The organism is Rhodanobacter sp. Root561, from assembly GCF_001427365.1.
Taxonomy (GTDB): domain Bacteria; phylum Pseudomonadota; class Gammaproteobacteria; order Xanthomonadales; family Rhodanobacteraceae; genus Rhodanobacter.
This window is the reverse complement of record NZ_LMGH01000001.1, coordinates 1,164,052-1,181,636: the sequence shown is the minus strand read 5'-3', so window position 1 is coordinate 1,181,636 and position 17,585 is coordinate 1,164,052. Positions and strand designations below refer to the sequence as shown.

The window sequence follows — 17,585 nt, the reverse complement described above, 5'->3', positions numbered from 1 at the left end:
TGTTTGTGGGTCGCGACGGGGATGTCATCCACAACCAAGGAGAGTCAGCATCGGCAGCAGCGTGGCTCACAGAGGCACCCATTCGCCCATAACCCAAAACTTGTGTAAAAGTAGCCCGCCTGACGCTCCCGCGAATCCCCATGACTTTGCCACGACCAAGCAACCCTGGTGACATCTCGCGCTCATGCCGAGGCCAACGATGGGTGTGATACCCAAAGTCCGCAATCTCGGCTGCTGGATACTGATCTCCACCCTGCTTCTGGTGGCACTTGTCTACAGCACCGGCCTCCGTGGCGGCTGGCTTTTCGACGACTATCCCAACATCGTCGACAATCAGGGAGTACATCCTGTCGATGCCAGTATTGCCAGTCTGGTGCGCGCCGCGCTTTCCTCCCCGGCCAGCGAGTTCAAGCGCCCTCTGGCTTCGTTGAGTTTCGCCGCGAACTATCTGGTCAGCGGCCTCGATCCGTACAGCTGGAAATTAACCAACCTGATCATCCATCTGATGAATGGGGTGCTGGTTTTTCTGCTGACGCGTGGGTTGCTGCTGGCAGTTTCTGTAGGAGCACACCCAGTGCGCGATGCTCCCGATAAAGCCGTCGCGAAAGCATCGCGAACAAGGTGCATCCCTACGGCAAAGCGAGCGGGCATCCTCGCAGCGTTGATCGCCGGCGCCTGGATGTTGCTGCCGATCAACCTCAGCGCCGTACTGTACGTGGTGCAACGCATGGAGAGCATAGCCAATCTGTTCGTACTGACCGGCCTGCTCGGCTATGTGATCGGGCGTCGGAACATGCTTGCTGCTGCGCGTCGTCAAGGTACTGACCGGGGCGGCCTCATGCTCTGCATCATCAGCGTCATCGTAGCCACTGCGCTCGGGCTGCTGGCCAAGGAAACGGCCGTCATGCTGCCGCTCTATGCGCTGCTGATCGAATGGGTGTTGTTCCGTTTCGGCCAACCACAGGATGATGACAAAGCTGGCCGCCCCGACTGGCGCATCGTCACGCTGTTTGTGCTGGTGCTGGCCTTGCCCATGGCCATCGGGCTTGCGTGGCTACTGCCCGGATTGTTCAAACCTTCTGCCTGGGCCACCCGCGACTTCACCTTGGGTACGCGCCTGCTCAGCGAGGCACGTATCGTCACCGGCTACATTGGCTGGACACTATTTCCCACGCCAAGTGCACTATCGTTCTATCACGATGACTTCCGGGTTTCGACCGGTCTGCTGGCGCCACGAACCACGCTGGCCAGCGTCCTCTTTCTGGCAGGACTGGTCGCCGTACTGCCATCGTTGCGTCGACGCCAGCCGCTGGCCGCGCTTGGTTTGGCGTTGTTCCTGGGTTGCCATCTACTGACCGGCACCATCCTGCCGCTTGAGCTCGTCTATGAGCATCGCAACTATTTCGCCAGCTTCGGACTACTGCTTGCGACAGTGCCTGTGTTGGCGGCGCCGCGTTCAAGGCCGCTAGCCTTGCCTCGCAACGCCCTTCTGGCCGGGCTGATGTTGTGCTGGACTGCACTGACCGCGTTCACAGCCTATGCCTGGGGTAACCCACTTCGATTGGCTGAAGATCTGGCAAGTCGAGCACCTCGTTCTCCTCGCGCGCAGTACGAACTGGGCCGCACTTACATCATCTATTCCCACTACGATCCAAGCTCACCGTTTACGCGCCTCGCGTATGCACCGCTGGAAGCCGCCGCCCGACTACCCGATTCCTCGATCCTGCCGGAGCAGGCGCTGATTTTCATGAACGCGCGCATGGGGCTGCCACTGAAGGACGCGTGGTGGAACAGCATGATCGGCAAGCTCAAAGCGCATCCGCCTGGCGTTCAGGACGAAAGCTCGCTGAGCGCATTGACCCAGTGCGCCCGGGATGGGCACTGCATGCTACCGACCCAACGCATGACGAGTGCCTTCGAAGCCGCACGTTCGCACCCGCTGCCGAGCGCGCGGCTGCTCGCAACTTACGGTGATTACGCATGGAACGTGCTGGACAATCGGCAACTGGGGGAAACCCTCACTGCTGAAGCCGTACGCTCTGCCCCCAATGAGTCCGCCTACCAGATCACGCTCATACGCATGTTGATAGCGCTGGGACGCAAGGCCGACGCACGCCGAGCGCTGCAACAGCTTGAAACCCTGAATATTGGGGGCCGACTCAACCTCAGCATTGCAGAACTGGAATCTTCACTGGCTGTTAAAGCGGGGCCGTAATCGCAACATGTTTCAGACGGCTTTCTGCCATGACATGATTGCAGGACAAATGCATCCACTTCACGATCACCACCATGGCGGAACCTCGCAATGAGTTCGCAAAGCAACCCCCACGATGACCCGTTCTTGATTTTTGGTTCCCCCTTGATTGAACAAGAAGAGATCGACGAAGTCGTGGCATGCATGAACTCGGCGTGGCTCGGCACCGGCCCCCGCGTTGCCAAGTTCGAAAGCGATTTCGCGGCATACCAGGGAATATCGCCCGCGCAGGTAGCAGCGGTAAACTCATGCACCGCCGCACTGCACGTCAGCATGGTGGCCGCCGGCCTGGAGCCGGGGGCGGAAGTCATCACGACGCCAATGACCTTCTGCGCAAGCGTCAACGCAATCATCCATGCCGGACTCACACCGGTACTGGCGGACGTCGATCCGTCGACCCAGAACATTGATCCGTCAGCCATTGAGGCCGCAATAACACCCCGCACCCGCGCCATCCTGCCTGTTCATTTCGCAGGGCGCCCATGCGACATGGATGCGATCATGGCAATCGCCCATAAGCACAACCTGGTTGTCATCGAAGACTGCGCGCATGCAATCGAGACCACATACCGCGGTCGCAAGGCTGGAACTTTCGGCGATTTCGGTTGCTTCAGTTTCTACGCGACCAAAAATGTCGTTACCGGCGAAGGAGGAATGATTGTCGGCCGGAGCGAGGCGAACATGGCCAGGGCCAAGGTGCTCGCTCTACATGGAATGAGCAAGGATGCCTGGCATCGGTTCGGCGACCAGGGCTACAAGCATTACCAAGTGGTCGAGGCCGGTTTCAAATACAACATGATGGATCTGCAAGCTGCCATCGGTATCCACCAGCTCGCCCGTGTAGAACGAACTTGGGCAAGACGCGAAACCGTCTGGAATCGCTACATGGAGGCCTTCGCTGATCTGCCGATTGGCCTGCCTACTGCGCCCGCACCTGATACGAAACACGCCTACCACCTGTTCACCATCATGATCGACGAAGCTCGCTGCGGCGTCTCGCGTGACGCTTTCCTGGATGCCATGAACAGTCGCAAAATCGGCACCGGCGTGCATTACCTGTCCGTGCCCGAACACCCCTATTATCAGCAGCGTTACGGCTGGAAACCAGAGCAGTCGCCGAACGCCATGCGGATAGGCAGGCAGACGGTGAGTCTGCCGTTGTCACCAAAACTTAGCGACGGAGACGTGGGCCGGGTAATACAAGCAGTGCGTCAAGTTGTGGTCAGCGGCAGTAGCACATCGCGAAAGCTCTCCTGAGCAAAGGTTCGCGCTCAATGGATACGCATCGGCTAGAAAACGAAATTGGTGAACGGTGCGCGCAAGGCACTGATGCGGAGGGGGCATAACTCATGACTGAAGCTGCATCGCCCGCCGCGCACTATCGTCGCTCAATCATGCCTCCCGCACTAAAGCACGGAAGCTACGTTCTTCTTGAAAAATTGTTCCGCTGGAGCGTGAGTCCGCGACTGCGTAGCCGCCTACTCAGGACTTTCGGCGCCACGACAGGCACAAATACCCGAATCTGCGAAGTCCACCTGTTCAATCTAAAGGATGGTTTCAGGAACTTGCACGTTGCCGACGATGTATATATCGGCCCTGGTTGCCTGCTCGACTTGGAAGGGTGTTTAACAATTGGCCCGCAAACAACGCTTTCCCCTGGAGTCACTATCCTTACCCATGCAGATCCCGGGAGCTCACATCACGCAGCACTTGCCAATATTTATCCGGCTTTTGTACATGGTGTAACCATTGGAAGTAACTGTTGGCTTGGCGCAAACGTAACTGTGCTTGCCGGGGTAAAAATCGGTGACTTCGCTGCTGTTGCGGCTGGTAGCGTCGTCACCTTAGACGTGCCACCCGGCGTTCTTGTCGCCGGAGTACCTGCACGCATTAAAAAAATCATTTTCGTTGAGCGCGCCAATTGATCTGTCGATTAGAGTGTCACTAGTGAGGCAACTACCGATTGCCATGCATGTCGGTCGATTTGATCCGTGCTGGACGGAAGGGACTGAAAAGCATACCTAGCAATACATCCGACGCTAGCAGAGCTACACGTCCGAATACCGCCAACCCAGCGACGACATCTGTTGGAAATCGATGCGCGAGCAGCACAAAAACCAGCTCGCGAACCCCGACACCAGACGGTGAAACGAGACTCAGGTAGCCCACCAGCCATGCGACCGTGTAGATAGCGCAGAGCTGAATCCCGTCAGTAGCGGTCAAGTCGGGCCATGCCAAACCGTAACCGGCCCATGACACCAGGTAAACCAACCAATTTGCTGCAAACAACACCAATACGCGCATCTTGTAGTTCGTCTCGACATTAACAAACGGCAGCAGCGCGTCTCCCAAGCGATTAAATGCACGCCCCGGAAGTTTTCGGAACAGTGCAAACAACGCATTCAGCACACGCCGGTGCCAACCCATTAGGTATATGGACAGCCCCAAGATAGATGCGAACCAGCCCCATCCAATTGCCCGCATAAACCCAAGTACGATCGCAGCAACCCATACCGCAAAGCAGGTGGTGAGCACCATATAGGCCACGGTGATGCTCACCCACTCAGCTAGCGATGCCCGATCACCGGTACTGGATTGATAGGCGACCCCCCAGACGCGCCCGGGCAGGTGCTTCATCAATTGCGCGGTGAAGTACAGGTGCGCCAGATGCAAACGCCCATACGCTTCGGGCTTCATGAGACGGAACAGCGCGCGAAAAGCCTCGAACCCCAAGTATCCAGAAATCACGTTACCGACCAGCGCCACCAGCAACCAGCCTGCATGCATGCGCGGCAAGTTCGCACGCAACTCGGGCCATGCACGCCACAACAGTGCCACTGTCCACGCAAGTGCCAATGCTGATAGAAAGACACACAACCAACGCCGATGCTTTCGCCACGAAGTATCGTTCATCAATCGTCCACACCGTTCATGGACGACTTCGTCAACACAAATATAAACCCCGGCGCAACCGGTGTGAGCGCCGAAATAACTGACCGCGGAATCCATCTCACTGCACGCATGATCGTGCTATCGGTGCATTGTGCCTGAGCGTGAATACGATCGTAGATTGCATTTGATGCAACAAAGCCGGCATGTCTGAACATTTTCTTCAATGCCCAATAATGCATCGACCACGCATCGAGATAATGAACACGCTTCGCACGGAAGAAAGTCATCAACCGTATGGAAAGTTGTCGAGGCAACCAGTGTACAAATGGCCAGAACACGTGCGGCTCAATTGGCCACAGCAAGTTCGGTCCCGCGAAATAGCACACACCCGTCGGCTTCAGAACTCGGTGGATTGACTTTAGTAACGCAGCCGGATCATCCACGTGTTCATAGACTTGGTTGCAAACTACTACATCCACGGACCCGGCGCCCAACAGCGTCTCAAGATTGCTATAGAAGCCAGTGTAGAAAATGAGATTGGGATGCTCGCATCGAAAAGCTTGCCAACGCTCCCACGGTTCCGGATCAATGCCAATGATCTGCGCTACATTCCCCGCGAGCGTGGCGGCAACCCCACCGCTGCCGCAACCAACATCGAGCCACAGACCATGCGTCAAATCGCGTCGGCAATGCCGCGTAAGGGTGGCAAGAATGGCTTCAGCCTTGCGATCACGACCCTTTTGCCCCCAACGGGGATCACTTTTAGTGAGAGCCTGCTCAGCCATCGCCAAGCACCTCATGACGGATATCTGCCGCTATTGTAGCGAGATCAAAATGTGCAGCCTGACTGCGCACGGCCACGTCAAGTGAACGTGGCGATGTCACCAATGCCTTCTGGATGGCGCGACTGAACATCAAAGCAGACGCTTCCTCAGCAAGTTCGCCGCAACACGCATCCGCGAACAGGCGCGGTAAATCGCCGACGGGACTCGCAATTACCGGCCGGCCCAGTTTCATCGCATCAGAAAAAACCACCGGGATACTTTCAATACGGGAGGGTATCAGCACCCAGTCAGCGCGGGATATTGCAGCCTCAGCTTCCTGCTTGGCCAAAAAACCACCAAGTTCGATCGGACGGTTCGCGGCTCGCAGCGCTGCGACACGTTCCTTTACCAACGATTCCAATGGGCCACCGCCCTGAATCTCTACGCACTCGATATGCTTCCAATCATCACCATTCAACATCTCGAGTGCTTCCAGCAGCAGGTCGATACCCTTGTTCGGATGCCATCGTCCAAGAAACAGCAATCGATAAGGTGGCTTCGCACGCGGTAGCAACGGATCGCACAAGCCGACCCTGCGCGTGCTGGGGAGAAAAGCGACCGGAATACCAGCAATGCGTTGAGCATCTACCGCCAGTTGATAACCATCCGCATAGGCATGGGTCGCTTTGCGGATGACGCGAGCCAGCATCCCGCGCAGCACTGGCACTCGCCCAAGCGACCATACATCACTACCGAGCATCCAGACGGAATAATCGATGCCCTGTTCGCGTGCAGCGCGGCGCACCCATTCGCCCGACGGCAACGCCCACAACGCAAGCACGTGTGCTGTAGGGCCCGCTTTGATCGCCTCGCGCGTGACACTCATGCCAAGTCTCAACACGCGAGCTATTTCGATTGCGTCCGAGGGATGCCAAGGCTTGAGCGTCGAAAGTGGTTTGGCCGTCGCCGCGTAGCGGAACACTTCTATGTTCGGTGCCCATGTCTCAATCGCGGATGAAAGTCCCGGGGCAACCACTCGCACCAGCACGCACTTTGCCAACTCTTCGACCAGATCGCTGACAAACGACCCTGCCGCTTCGCTACCGTCATTGGCAATCGGAAAAGACGTAGTAACGAGAACGATGGCTGGGATACTCAAGGCTTGCGCACCTCAAGCTCGTGCCCCATGGCCATGTGGCTCCAGTCCGGCATGACTAAACTCGACAGCCATACGACCACGTTGATAGTGATGACTGCGATCAGCGCAATAGGCAACAACGCAAGCCTGAGCAGTCCACGTTGAGCATGCACACCGCCAGCGATGGCAAGGCACATCAACAAACCTGCAGTTCGCATCGCATGGCCTGATTTCTTCAGGCTGACGATCTTCAAGCCCACCTGCTCAACATCACGCTGCAAACCATATTTCGTGTAACGCTGAAAATCGAAAGGTGCGTCGTGCAAAGGATAGAGAAACGGCATGGACACCCAAGCATGTCCGCCTTGTCTTAGCACCCGTGCAATCTCTTTCATTACAGCGGCGGGATCAGGGACGTGCTCCAGCACTTCAAGGCAAACCACGCCGTCGAAATGTCCTTCTAGAAAAGGAAGTCGCGCAGCATCAGCAAAAACATGTGGCCGCGCCCCGTACAAATCTTGCCCAGTAGGAGGGTAATCTAGAGCTACATAGTCGACTCCGTCTGGGAGATAGTGCTCAATCCAGCGATTGGCTGCGCCAATATCCAACAATGAACCACACACCCCTGCGATACCTGCGGGAAATCGCCTACGTCCCAACAGCCATTGGGGATGCAATGGCGTACGAGCCAGCAACTTCATCCATTTGCGAAGCATAGCCATCAGCGATCTGGGCGTGTATAGGTCAAACCTGTGATCTGCTCGGATACCAGTCCGATCAGAAACACGATCACAGCCGCGCTCCACAACAGCGTGCTCATGTTGGTTAGTCGACCATCGTGGATGAAGGTCCAGGCATAGTTCGCGCACCCCAGCAAGAAAAACATGGCGCTCGCCGGCACGAACAGCTTCAGCGGCGAGTACAGCGTGGCGATCTTGAAGATGATCAGCAGGAAGCGCAGGCCGTCGCGCAGGGGCTTGATGTGGCTTTTGCCGACGCGCTGGGCGGCCTTGATCGGGATGTAGGCCACGGCGTAGGCGCTGCGGAAGAAGGCCATGGTGCTGGTGGTGGGGTAGCTGAAACCGTTGGGCAGCAGGTGCAGGAATTCGCGGAACTTGTCCGCGCGAACGGCGCGGAAGCCCGAAGTGAGGTCGAGCACCGGGTGGCCGGTCATGCGGGTGGCCAGCCAGTTGTACAAGGTGTTGGCCAGGCCGCGGCCGACCCCGGCCTGGCTGTCCCAGTCACGGGCGCCGACGACCATGTCGTAGCCGCGGTTCAGCTGGTCGAGCAGGCGCTTGATGTCGGCGGGGTCGTGCTGGCCGTCACCGTCCATGAACACCAGGACGTCCCCGGTGGCGGCGCGGGCGCCACGCTTGATCGCCGCTCCGTTGCCCATGGAGTACGGCGCGCTGAGACAGGTGATCTCGTTGCCCTTGCAGATGCTGCGGGTGTCGTCGATGGAGCCGTCGTCGACCACGATGATTTCGGCGTCGGGATGGGCGGCGCGCAGGCGCGGCAGCAGGGCGGCCAAGGCGGGCGCTTCATTCTTGGCGGGCAGGATGATGCTGAGGCGATTCAACAGGTGGTTCCCCCGGGGTGGCTGGGGGATCATAGCGTGAAGGGGAGATGGGGTCAGGCGGGGAGTTGGCAGCGCGAGGATATTGGGGATTGGATCAAGAGCTTGACCCCCTCCTGCCCTCCCCCTGCAAGCAGGGGGAGGAATCTACCCTGCGACTTCCAGGTAACCCTGGAGAGGCGGCTGCGCCGTGCGTTTGTGCGCTGCGTCGAGCTATCCGGCGGTGACCCGCGGGGAATTGCATTCAGTGGGTGACCTGCGGGGCGGACTGCGGTAGATTCAACAACATACAGGGGCAAGGTCGAGCCGTTTATGTCATCTCAATTGCAACCGTCGCTTACGGGTCTGTCCGGCATGGCGCGCCGGCTGGTGTCCGAAGGCGTGATGGCGGAGGACGTGGTCCGCAAGGCCATGGCGGACAGCGGGCAGCAGAAGGCCGCGCTGGGTACCTGGTTGCTGGATCACAGTCTGGTCGACAGCGCGGAGCTGACGCGGGTGGCGTCGGTCGAGTTCGGCATGCCGATGATGGACGTGGCCTCGTTGAACCCGGCCACGATGCCGCTGGACCTGATCAGCGAGGCCTTGATCACCAAGCACCAGGCGCTGCCGCTGTTCCGGCGCGGCAAGCGCCTTTACGTGGGCATTGCCGACCCGATGCAGTCGCATGCGCTGGACGAGATCAAGTTCCACTCCAACTGCATGGTCGAGCCGATCCTGGTGGAGCGCAACTCGCTGCAAAAGGTGATCGAAAGCCTGCTGAACAACCTGCGCAACACCATGCCGGACATGGGTGGCGGCGACCTCGACGAGCTCGACATCGAGGCCGGCGACGGCGAGGGCGAGTCGAGCAGCGGCGTCGATGCGAATGCCAACGACGACGCGCCGGTGGTGAAGTTCGTCAACAAGGTGCTGGTCGATGCGATCCGCCGTGGCGCCTCGGACATCCATTTCGAGCCGTTCGAGACGCAGTACCGGGTGCGCGTGCGCATGGACGGCATCCTCAGCACGGTGGCCAACCCGCCGATGAAGATGGCCAACCGCATCTCGTCGCGCATCAAGGTGATGTCGCAGCTGGACATCGCCGAAAAGCGCGTGCCGCAGGACGGCCGCATCAAGCTCAACCTGTCCAAGACCCGTGCAGTCGACTTCCGCGTCAGCGTGCTGCCCACGCTGTTCGGCGAGAAGATCGTGATGCGTATCCTGGACGGCTCCTCGGCCAAGATCGGCATCGAAAAGCTGGGCTACGAGCCGAATCAGCAGAAGCTCTACATCGACGCGATCCACAAGCCGTACGGCCTGGTGCTGGTCACCGGCCCCACCGGCTCGGGCAAGACGGTGTCGCTGTACACCGGCCTGAACATGCTCAACACGCCCGAACGCAATATCTCCACCGTGGAAGACCCGGTGGAAATCCGCGTGGAAGGCATCAACCAGGTGCAGCAGAACGTCAAGCGCGGCATGACCTTCGCCAGCGCCCTGCGCTCGTTCCTGCGCCAGGATCCGGACGTGATCATGGTCGGCGAAATCCGCGACCTGGAAACCGCCGAAATCGCGATCAAGGCCGCGCAGACCGGCCACATGGTGCTGTCCACCCTGCACACCAACGACGCGGCGCAGACGGTTTCGCGCCTGATGAACATGGGCATCGCCCCGTACAACATCACCTCGTCGGTCACCCTGATCATCGCCCAGCGCCTGGCGCGGCGCCTGCATGATTGCAAGAAGCCGATGGATCTGCCGCCGCAGGTGCTGCTGGCGGCCGGCTTCAGCCAGGCCGATATCGACGAGGGGATGACGATCTACGAGGCCGGCGGCTGCGACGGCTGCAATGACGGCTACAAGGGCCGCGTGGGCATTTACCAGGTGATGCCGATGCTGGAGGAGATCCAGAAGATCATCCTGCAGGGCGGCAACACCATGGAGATCGCGGCGGCGGCCAAGGCCGCCGGGGTGAACGACCTGCGCGCCTCGGCCCTGCTGAAGGTGAAGCAGGGCCTGACCAGCCTGATCGAGATCGACCGCGTAACCAAGGAATAAGCGACGAATCGCGACCGCCGCCGCACCGAAGTTGCGTCCGGCGCCACGGTTTGGCGGGGCAAAAATGACATAAGCTTCACGAATATCTTGTTTGCCGCCCGCGGGGACGGCGCCGGGACTGGACCACTGGGGGAAGATGCGCATGGCCACGGCTACCGCAACGAATATCGACAAGGCGCGCGCGCTCGGCGCCCAACGTGCCGAAGTCAGCAAGCTGACCACCTACGAGTGGGTGGCGCTGGACAAGCGCGGCAAGCGCATGAAGGGGGACATGCCGGCGAAGAACGCCTCTCTGGTGAAGGCCGAACTGCGTCGCCAGGGCATGAACCCGCAGACGGTTCGCGAGCGCTCCAAGCCCCTGTTCGGTTCCACCGGCAGCACGGTGAAGCCGGGCGACGTGGCCGTCTTCAGCCGCCAGATCGCCACCATGATGGCGTCCGGCGTGCCGATGGTGCAGGCCTTCGACATCATTGCCGATGGCCAGAAGAACGTCCGCTTCAAGAACATCCTGCTGGACGTGAAGCAGAACATCGAGGGCGGCGCGTCCCTGCATGAAGCGCTGGGCCGCTACCCCGTACAGTTCGACGAGCTCTACTGCAACCTGGTCCACGCCGGCGAAGCCTCCGGCGTGCTGGACACCGTGCTGGACACCGTGGCGACCTACAAGGAACGCACCGAGGCGATCAAGAAGAAGATCAAGAAGGCACTGTTCTACCCGATGATGGTGCTGGCCGTGGTGTTCCTGGTCATGCTGATCATGCTGCTGTTCGTGGTGCCGGTGTTCTCCAAGACCTTCCAGGATGCCGGTGCCGACCTGCCCGCGCCGACCCAGGTTCTGGTGAGCATGTCGGAATTCATGCAGAGCTACTGGTGGCTGGTGATCGGCATTATCGTGGGCGGCATCACCGCGATAGTCTTCGCCAAGAAGCGCTCGCTGAAATTCGCCCACTTCCTGGACCGGCTGTCGCTGAAGTTGCCAGTGATGGGCAATATCGTACGCAACTCGGCGATCGCCCGCTTCTCGCGCACGCTGGGCGTGACCTTCCGCGCCGGCGTGCCGCTGGTCGAGGCGCTGGAGGCCGTTTCGGGCGCCACCGGCAGCATTGTCTACGGCGACGCCGTGAAACAGATGCGCGACGACATCTCGGTCGGTCATCAGCTGCAGCTGGCGATGAAGCAGACCGGCCTGTTCCCGAACATGGTGGTGCAGATGACCGCCATCGGCGAAGAATCCGGCGCACTGGACAACATGCTGTTCAAGGTGGCCGAGTTCTACGAGGAAGAAGTGGAGAACGCGGTCGACACCCTGTCCACCCTGCTCGAGCCGATCATCATGGTGGTGCTGGGCGGTATCGTGGGCGGCATGGTGGTGGCGCTGTACTTGCCGATCTTCAAGCTCGCCGGTACGGTCTGACCGAAGAGCCCCTCTCCCTTCGGCGACCCTGAGGGAGTCCCCTTGCGGGTGAGAGGGGTTGGGGAGAGGGTACGGTTCAAGCGATGCGCCACAAACCGCCTCTGCCCACCAGAACGTTGACTACCGCAAAGTTGCTGCGCACCGCCAGCACCGACGCCGAACTCAAACTCTGGTATCACCTGCGCTCCAAACGCCTCGCCGGGCTCAAGTTCCGCCGTCAGCACCCCATCCCGCCGTATATCGCCGACTTCTTCTGCGAAGAACTCAGGCTGGTCGTCGAGATCGATGGTTCGCAACACAACGAGGAAACGGACAGCATCCGTACACGTGCGCTGGAGCGACAAGGCCTCGTGGTGCTGAGATTCTGGGACAATCAGGTTTTGCAGGAAACCGAGGTGGTGCTTGAGGCGATTTTGAACTTCGCTCGGGGCCGTACCCTCTCCCCACCCCCTCTCCCGCAGGGAGAGGGGCCTTAAAAGCAAGGCTGACGCATGCCCGATCTTCCCTTCGCCCTCTGGATTGCCTTGGCTGCCGTACTCGGCTTGCTGGTGGGCAGCTTTCTCAACGTGGTGATCCTGCGCCTGCCCGAGCGCATGGCCGCGGCCTGGCGCCACGAGGCCCGTGATGTGCTGGAGATCGAGGGCGATGCCGAGCCCATGCCGCCGGGCATCGTGCGCGAACCGTCGCACTGTCCGCAATGCAAGCATCCGCTGTCGGCGCTGGACAACATTCCGCTGTTCGGCTGGCTGCTGCTGCGCGGACGCTGCCGCTATTGCCAGACGAAGATCTCGATCCAGTACCCGCTGGTGGAGTTGCTCAGCGGCATCCTGAGCGCGGTGATCGTTTGGAAGTTCGGGCCGACCTGGATGGGGCTGGCCGGACTGATCTTTACCTGGACCCTGGTTGCCCTGGCCGGCATCGACTTCCGCACCCAACTGCTGCCCGACCAGCTGACCTTGCCGCTGCTGTGGCTTGGTCTGTTGCTGTCGCTGCTGCCGATGTTCGTCAGCGCCCCCAGCGCGATTCTCGCCGCGGCGATCGGCTACCTCAGCCTGTGGAGCGTGTACTGGGGGTTCAAGCTGCTGACCGGCAAGGAAGGCATGGGCTACGGCGACTTCAAGTTGCTGGCGGCCCTGGGCGCGTGGATGGGCCCGGTCGCGCTGCTGCCGATCGTGCTGCTGTCCTCGCTGATCGGCGCGTTGGTGGGCGGCAGCCTGATCGGCCTGCGCAAGCATGAGCGCGAGATCCCGATGCCGTTCGGTCCGTTCATCGCCGCCGCGGGCTGGGTCTGGTTCGTGGCCGGCCCGGATCTGCTGGACGGCTACCTGCATCTGACCGGCATGCGATGACCGGACATCGACCGGCGCTGGTGATCGGGCTCACCGGTGGCGTCGCCGCCGGCAAGACCGCAGTGACGCGGCGCTTCGAGGTGCTGGGCGTGCACGTGCATGACGCCGACGTGGCAGCCCGCGACGTGATCGAACCCGGCACGTCGGGCCTGGCCGAAGTGGTCGCGGCATTCGGGGCCGACGTGCTGGACGATGCCGGTCGCCTGGATCGCGCCGCCATGCGCCAACGCGTCTTCGCCGACCCGGGCGCGCGCCGCACGCTGGAGGCCATCATCCATCCGCGCGTGCGGCAGTGGCTGCACGATCGCGCGATGGCCGAAGCGGGCCCTTATTGCCTGCTGGCCATTCCGCTGCTGGTCGAGAACATCGAACACTACCGCTGGATCGATCGCGTCCTGCTGGTCGATGCGCCGGAAGCAACGCAACTTGCCCGCCTGACGGCGCGAGACGGCATCGACGAGACGCTGGCCCGCCGCATGCTGGCCAATCAGGCCCGGCGCGAAGCACGCCTGGCCATCGCCCACGACGTCATCGACAACAGCGGTGACGAAGCCGCCCTCGACCAGGCAGTTGCCCATCTGCACCAGCGCTATCTGGAGCTGGCACGCCGCGCTTCGTGATGCGGCGCAAAACCGGCGGGCGGTGCCCGCGATCGCTACGTCACGACCAGAACTCGCGGGTTCCCGCGACGCCCTGACCGCTATGGGTCCGGGCCTGGGCGATGTGCGCTGGCGCCAGGCCGCCCAGGGCGTAGACGGGCAATGCAGCGGCTTCTGCCAGCGACTGGAAGCAGGTCCAGCCCAAGGGCGGAGTCTGCAGATAGGTGGGCGTGGCGGCGACCGGTGCCAGGGTGGCGAAATCCACGCCCAGTTGCTCGGCCCGGGCAAGGTCGGCCGCATCATGGCAACTGGCACCGATCAGCTGCGACAGCGGCAGGGGGCGTTCGCCCAGCGCCTCCAGCTCGCGACTGCGCAACTGCACGCCGATACCCAGCAACCGCGCACCATCGATGTCACCGTGCAGCAGCAGTTGCGAACCATGGCGCCGGGCCAGTGGCAGCAGGCCGGTGGCCAGTTCGCGCACCATCTCGCGCGGCCATAGCGGCAACTGCAACTGCACCAGTTGCGCGCTGCGTTCGATCGCCTGGCCGATGCGCTCGAACCACGCGCCAGCCTGCTCCGGCGGCACGTCGGCCGGGGTGATGGCGTAGCGGGAGGGCAGGCGCAAGGCCCGCAGGATCGTGCGGTCGGCCCGGGTCAGCATGGAGGGATCGACCTGCTCCGGCGGCAGCCATTGCAAGGCCTGTCCCTCCAGCGATTGCGGTTCGCCTTCCCACTGCGCGGTCTGCCAGGTATCGAGCAACAGCTCGCGGTCGGGATAGTGGCAAGGCACGCGGATCAGCGGCTCGGCCCGCAGCAGGATGACGCCGATCTCCTCGCGCAACTCGCGCGCCAGCGCCTCGAAGGGCGTTTCGCCCGCCTCCAGCTTGCCGCCGGGAAACTCCCACAGGCCCGCCAGGTGCTTGCCCGGCGGTCGCTGCGCCAGCAGCACGCGACCCAGCGCGTCGAGCATGACCGCGGCCATCACGTGCATGACCGGTTTGGGCTCGACCGGCATGGTCGTCAGTTGTTGCGCAGGTACTCGACCATGTCGAAATCGTAGGCATGGTCCGCATCGGCCTTGTGGTGTACGCGCGACACCTCGGTCCACTCGCTGAAATGCACGCCCGGGAAGAACGTGTCGGCGCCGTCGACGGCGGCGCTGACCCAGGTGAGATACATGCGGCGCGCGCGCTGCAATGCCTCGCGAAACACCATGCCGCCGCCGATCACCATCAGCCCGGTGTTGTCGCAGCGCGCCTGCGCCTCTTCGATGGAGCGCACGGTGATCTGTCCCGGATACGGCGCCTCGTGGCGACGGCTGAGCACCAGGTTGACCCGGTCCGGCAACGCGCGGCCGATCGACAACGCCGTGTTGTAACCCATCAACACGTTCTTGCCGGTGGTCAGCTGCTTGAACCAGCGCAGGTCATCGGGCAGGTGCCAGGGCAGCTGTCCCTTGCGGCCGATCGCGAAGTTTTCGTCGAGTGCAGCAATCAGCGAGATGGCCATGGCGAATCCTTGTAAGGCTGGTTCATTAGGGCGAACGGCACCCGGGGAAGATGCCGCCGAATCGCTCTGGATATTAACAGGCCGCGCCAGGGCTGCGACGACATTCCACCCTTCCCGGCCGGCCTCGGCAGGCTCCAGCCGCAGGCCTAGACCGCGACCGCGGCCTTGATCGCCGGGTGCGACCGGTAGCCTTCGATGGTGATGTCCTCGTAGCGGAAATCGAAGATCGAGCGCACCGTCGGATCGAGCTTCAGCTGCGGCAACGGCAGCTCGTCGCGGCTCAGCTGCAGCCGCGCCTGTTCCAGATGGTTGTTGTACAGATGGGCGTCACCCAGCGTGTGCACGAAATCACCCACACCCAGCCCGCAGACCTGCGCCACCATGTGGGTCAGCAGCGCGTAGCTGGCGATGTTGAACGGCACGCCCAGGAAGATGTCGCCCGAGCGCTGGTACAGCTGGCAGCTGAGCTTTCCGTCCGCCACGTAGAACTGGAACATCGTGTGACACGGCAGCAGCGCCATCTTCGGCAACTCGCCCACGTTCCAGGCATTGACGATGAGTCGCCGCGAATCGGGGTTGCGCCCGATCTCGTCGATCACCCAGGCGATCTGGTCGACCACGCCACCGTCGGCGCTGCGCCAGGCGCGCCACTGCTCGCCGTAAACCGGACCGAGGTCGCCGTTTTCGTCGGCCCACTCGTCCCAGATCCGCACGCCATGTTCTTTCAGGTAACCGATGTTGGTGTCGCCGCGCAGGAACCAGATCAGCTCGTGCACGATCGACTTCAGATGCAGCTTCTTGGTGGTGACCAGCGGGAAGCCCCGGTTGAGATCGAAGCGCATCTGCCAGCCGAACACGCTGCGCGTGCCGGTGCCGGTGCGGTCGGTCTTTTCGGTGCCATGGTCGAGGACGTGGCGAAGCAGGTCGAGGTAAGCGCGCATCCGCCGATTCTAGCCCGAGGGGCATGACAACGGTCACTGCCGCCGCGCGCTGGCACGACATAGACTCGGGCTTTTCCAGCAAGGAGACCGAACATGGCCCAGTGGTTTTTCAGCTACGGCAAGAACACCGACCGGATCGGCCCGCTCGATGACGCCGCGGCGCGGGAACAGGCCCGGCGACAGCCCGACGGCTATTGCTGGAGCGAAGGCTTCACCGAATGGAAGCCAATCCGCAGCGTGGCCGAGCTGGGCGGCACGCCGCTGGCGCCGCCACCGATGCCGGCGTCGATGGGCGGCGGCCGCGCCGACGAGATCGACTACCGCATCGTCGGCACCGACATGCAGTTCGTCGAGATCGAGCTGGACCCGGGCGAAAGCGCGATCGCCGAGGCCGGCGCGCTGATGTACAAGGAAGCCGCCGTGCAGATGGACACCGTGTTCGGTGACGGCTCCAGCGGCGGCCAGAGCGGTGGCGGCCTGATGGACAAGCTGATGTCCGCCGGCAAACGGGTGATCACCGGTGAAAGCCTGTTCACCACCGTGTTCACGCACACCGGCCAAGGCAAGGCGAAGGTCGCGTTCGCCGCGCCCTACCCCGGCACGGTAATGGCGATGAAGCTGTCCGACCACGGCGGCCGGCTGATCTGCCAGAAGGATGCGTTCCTGGCCGGCGCCCGCGGCGTGCAGTTGGGCATCTTCTTCCAGCGCAAGATCCTGACCGGCCTGTTCGGCGGCGAGGGTTTCATCATGCAGAAGCTCGAAGGCGACGGCTGGGTGTTCGTGCACGCCGGCGGCACCGTGGTGCAGCGCGAGCTGAAGGCCGGCGAACGGCTCGACGTGGATACCGGCTGCGTGGTCGCCTTCCACGACACGGTGAACATGGACGTCAAGCCGGTCGGCGGCATCAAGAGCATGCTGTTCGGCGGCGAAGGCGTGTTCCTCGCCACGCTCACCGGACAGGGCACGGTGTGGCTGCAATCGCTGCCGTTCTCGCGCATGGCCGGCCGCATGCTGGCCGCGGCACCGCAAGGCGGTGGCCAGCGTCGTGGCGAGGGATCGATCCTCGGCGGGTTGGGCGACATCCTGGGCGGCGACCGGAATTTCTGAGT

17 protein-coding genes are annotated in these 17,585 nt (G+C 61.8%); 9 read left to right on the top strand and 8 right to left on the bottom strand.

Features of this window, described 5'->3' with window-relative positions; all coding sequences use genetic code 11:
• Window positions 1-199 precede the first annotated feature (199 nt).
• The 3 genes from ASD55_RS05035 (at window position 200) to ASD55_RS17950 (ending at window position 4,179) form a co-directional block, all read left to right on the top strand.
• Window positions 200-2,215, top strand: a complete 2,016-nt coding sequence (locus ASD55_RS05035) for a hypothetical protein (RefSeq protein ID WP_056764134.1) — start codon at window positions 200-202, stop codon at window positions 2,213-2,215.
• A 90-nt stretch (window positions 2,216-2,305) separates the two neighbouring features.
• Entirely contained in the window at window positions 2,306-3,511 is a 1,206-nt protein-coding gene (locus ASD55_RS05030; RefSeq protein WP_056764132.1) for a DegT/DnrJ/EryC1/StrS family aminotransferase, read from the top strand.
• A gap of 92 nt (window positions 3,512-3,603) precedes the next feature.
• Window positions 3,604-4,179 (top strand): DapH/DapD/GlmU-related protein, encoded by a 576-nt coding sequence (locus tag ASD55_RS17950; protein WP_082542643.1) that lies wholly within the window; start codon window positions 3,604-3,606, stop codon window positions 4,177-4,179.
• 31 nt (window positions 4,180-4,210) lie between these two features.
• Here ASD55_RS17950 and ASD55_RS05025 read toward each other — a convergent pair whose 3' ends face one another.
• From ASD55_RS05025 to ASD55_RS05010, 5 genes are read right to left on the bottom strand one after another with little or no spacing between them, the layout of a single operon-like run.
• Window positions 4,211-5,167 carry a hypothetical protein gene (locus ASD55_RS05025; RefSeq protein WP_157598796.1) on the bottom strand — a complete coding sequence of 319 codons (957 nt, stop codon included), beginning with the start codon at window positions 5,165-5,167 and terminating at the stop codon, window positions 4,211-4,213.
• Complete coding sequence (locus ASD55_RS17945; RefSeq protein ID WP_162248777.1) at window positions 5,167-5,931, bottom strand: class I SAM-dependent methyltransferase; 765 nt, start codon at window positions 5,929-5,931, stop codon at window positions 5,167-5,169. The genes ASD55_RS05025 and ASD55_RS17945 overlap by 1 nt, the downstream gene beginning before the upstream one ends.
• Complete coding sequence (locus tag ASD55_RS17940) at window positions 5,924-7,069, bottom strand: glycosyltransferase (RefSeq protein ID WP_157598794.1); 1,146 nt, start codon at window positions 7,067-7,069, stop codon at window positions 5,924-5,926. The genes ASD55_RS17945 and ASD55_RS17940 overlap by 8 nt, the downstream gene beginning before the upstream one ends.
• On the bottom strand, window positions 7,066-7,770 hold the full coding sequence (locus ASD55_RS17935) for a class I SAM-dependent methyltransferase (protein WP_082542640.1): 705 nt from the start codon (window positions 7,768-7,770) through the stop codon (window positions 7,066-7,068). The genes ASD55_RS17940 and ASD55_RS17935 overlap by 4 nt, the downstream gene beginning before the upstream one ends.
• A complete protein-coding gene (locus tag ASD55_RS05010; protein ID WP_056764123.1) occupies window positions 7,770-8,627 on the bottom strand; it encodes a glycosyltransferase family 2 protein in 858 nt (285 codons plus the stop codon). The genes ASD55_RS17935 and ASD55_RS05010 overlap by 1 nt, the downstream gene beginning before the upstream one ends.
• A 309-nt stretch (window positions 8,628-8,936) precedes the next feature.
• Here ASD55_RS05010 and pilB point away from each other — a divergent pair, with 309 nt between their 5' ends.
• The 5 genes from pilB (at window position 8,937) to coaE (ending at window position 14,044) form a co-directional block, all read left to right on the top strand.
• Window positions 8,937-10,661 (top strand): type IV-A pilus assembly ATPase PilB, encoded by a 1,725-nt coding sequence (gene pilB, locus ASD55_RS05005; RefSeq protein WP_056764121.1) that lies wholly within the window; start codon window positions 8,937-8,939, stop codon window positions 10,659-10,661.
• A 142-nt stretch (window positions 10,662-10,803) separates the two neighbouring features.
• Window positions 10,804-12,075: a type II secretion system F family protein gene (locus tag ASD55_RS05000; protein WP_056764119.1), complete on the top strand. Its 1,272-nt coding sequence runs from the start codon at window positions 10,804-10,806 to the stop codon at window positions 12,073-12,075.
• A gap of 83 nt (window positions 12,076-12,158) precedes the next feature.
• On the top strand, window positions 12,159-12,551 hold the full coding sequence (locus ASD55_RS04995) for an endonuclease domain-containing protein (protein ID WP_056764117.1): 393 nt from the start codon (window positions 12,159-12,161) through the stop codon (window positions 12,549-12,551).
• Between the two features lie 15 nt (window positions 12,552-12,566).
• Window positions 12,567-13,424 carry an A24 family peptidase gene (locus tag ASD55_RS04990; protein WP_056764115.1) on the top strand — a complete coding sequence of 286 codons (858 nt, stop codon included), beginning with the start codon at window positions 12,567-12,569 and terminating at the stop codon, window positions 13,422-13,424.
• Window positions 13,421-14,044 carry a dephospho-CoA kinase gene (gene coaE, locus ASD55_RS04985; protein WP_056764114.1) on the top strand — a complete coding sequence of 208 codons (624 nt, stop codon included), beginning with the start codon at window positions 13,421-13,423 and terminating at the stop codon, window positions 14,042-14,044. Before ASD55_RS04990 ends, coaE begins: the two co-directional genes overlap by 4 nt.
• A gap of 40 nt (window positions 14,045-14,084) precedes the next feature.
• On the opposite strand, the gene ASD55_RS04980 is transcribed toward coaE, so the two are convergent.
• The 3 genes from ASD55_RS04980 to ASD55_RS04970 all read right to left on the bottom strand — a co-directional run bounded on the left by ASD55_RS04980 (window position 14,085) and on the right by ASD55_RS04970 (window position 16,476).
• Window positions 14,085-15,041: a Nudix family hydrolase gene (locus ASD55_RS04980; protein WP_235577722.1), complete on the bottom strand. Its 957-nt coding sequence runs from the start codon at window positions 15,039-15,041 to the stop codon at window positions 14,085-14,087.
• 5 nt (window positions 15,042-15,046) lie between these two features.
• On the bottom strand, window positions 15,047-15,535 hold the full coding sequence (locus ASD55_RS04975) for a dihydrofolate reductase (protein WP_056764110.1): 489 nt from the start codon (window positions 15,533-15,535) through the stop codon (window positions 15,047-15,049).
• Between the two features lie 146 nt (window positions 15,536-15,681).
• Complete coding sequence (locus ASD55_RS04970; RefSeq protein WP_056764109.1) at window positions 15,682-16,476, bottom strand: thymidylate synthase; 795 nt, start codon at window positions 16,474-16,476, stop codon at window positions 15,682-15,684.
• Window positions 16,477-16,569: 93 nt separating this feature from the next.
• On the opposite strand from ASD55_RS04970, the gene ASD55_RS04965 reads away from it, so the two are divergent.
• Complete coding sequence (locus tag ASD55_RS04965) at window positions 16,570-17,583, top strand: TIGR00266 family protein (protein ID WP_056764106.1); 1,014 nt, start codon at window positions 16,570-16,572, stop codon at window positions 17,581-17,583.
• Window positions 17,584-17,585 lie beyond the last annotated feature (2 nt).

What these genes read in the sequence shown, in the direction of transcription:
- ASD55_RS05035 (WP_056764134.1), top strand. Translation starts at nt 200, where the DNA reads ATGGGTGTGATACCCAAAGTCCGCAATCTCGGCTGCTGGATACTGATC.
- ASD55_RS05030 (WP_056764132.1), top strand. Translation starts at nt 2,306, where the DNA reads ATGAGTTCGCAAAGCAACCCCCACGATGACCCGTTCTTGATTTTTGGT.
- ASD55_RS17950 (WP_082542643.1), top strand. Translation starts at nt 3,604, where the DNA reads ATGACTGAAGCTGCATCGCCCGCCGCGCACTATCGTCGCTCAATCATG.
- ASD55_RS05025 (WP_157598796.1), bottom strand. Translation starts at nt 5,167, where the DNA reads ATGAACGATACTTCGTGGCGAAAGCATCGGCGTTGGTTGTGTGTCTTT.
- ASD55_RS17945 (WP_162248777.1), bottom strand. Translation starts at nt 5,931, where the DNA reads ATGGCTGAGCAGGCTCTCACTAAAAGTGATCCCCGTTGGGGGCAAAAG.
- ASD55_RS17935 (WP_082542640.1), bottom strand. Translation starts at nt 7,770, where the DNA reads ATGGCTATGCTTCGCAAATGGATGAAGTTGCTGGCTCGTACGCCATTG.
- pilB (WP_056764121.1), top strand. Translation starts at nt 8,937, where the DNA reads ATGTCATCTCAATTGCAACCGTCGCTTACGGGTCTGTCCGGCATGGCG.
- ASD55_RS05000 (WP_056764119.1), top strand. Translation starts at nt 10,804, where the DNA reads ATGGCCACGGCTACCGCAACGAATATCGACAAGGCGCGCGCGCTCGGC.
- ASD55_RS04995 (WP_056764117.1), top strand. Translation starts at nt 12,159, where the DNA reads ATGCGCCACAAACCGCCTCTGCCCACCAGAACGTTGACTACCGCAAAG.
- ASD55_RS04990 (WP_056764115.1), top strand. Translation starts at nt 12,567, where the DNA reads ATGCCCGATCTTCCCTTCGCCCTCTGGATTGCCTTGGCTGCCGTACTC.
- coaE (WP_056764114.1), top strand. Translation starts at nt 13,421, where the DNA reads ATGACCGGACATCGACCGGCGCTGGTGATCGGGCTCACCGGTGGCGTC.
- ASD55_RS04980 (WP_235577722.1), bottom strand. Translation starts at nt 15,041, where the DNA reads ATGCCGGTCGAGCCCAAACCGGTCATGCACGTGATGGCCGCGGTCATG.
- ASD55_RS04975 (WP_056764110.1), bottom strand. Translation starts at nt 15,535, where the DNA reads ATGGCCATCTCGCTGATTGCTGCACTCGACGAAAACTTCGCGATCGGC.
- ASD55_RS04970 (WP_056764109.1), bottom strand. Translation starts at nt 16,476, where the DNA reads ATGCGCGCTTACCTCGACCTGCTTCGCCACGTCCTCGACCATGGCACC.
- ASD55_RS04965 (WP_056764106.1), top strand. Translation starts at nt 16,570, where the DNA reads ATGGCCCAGTGGTTTTTCAGCTACGGCAAGAACACCGACCGGATCGGC.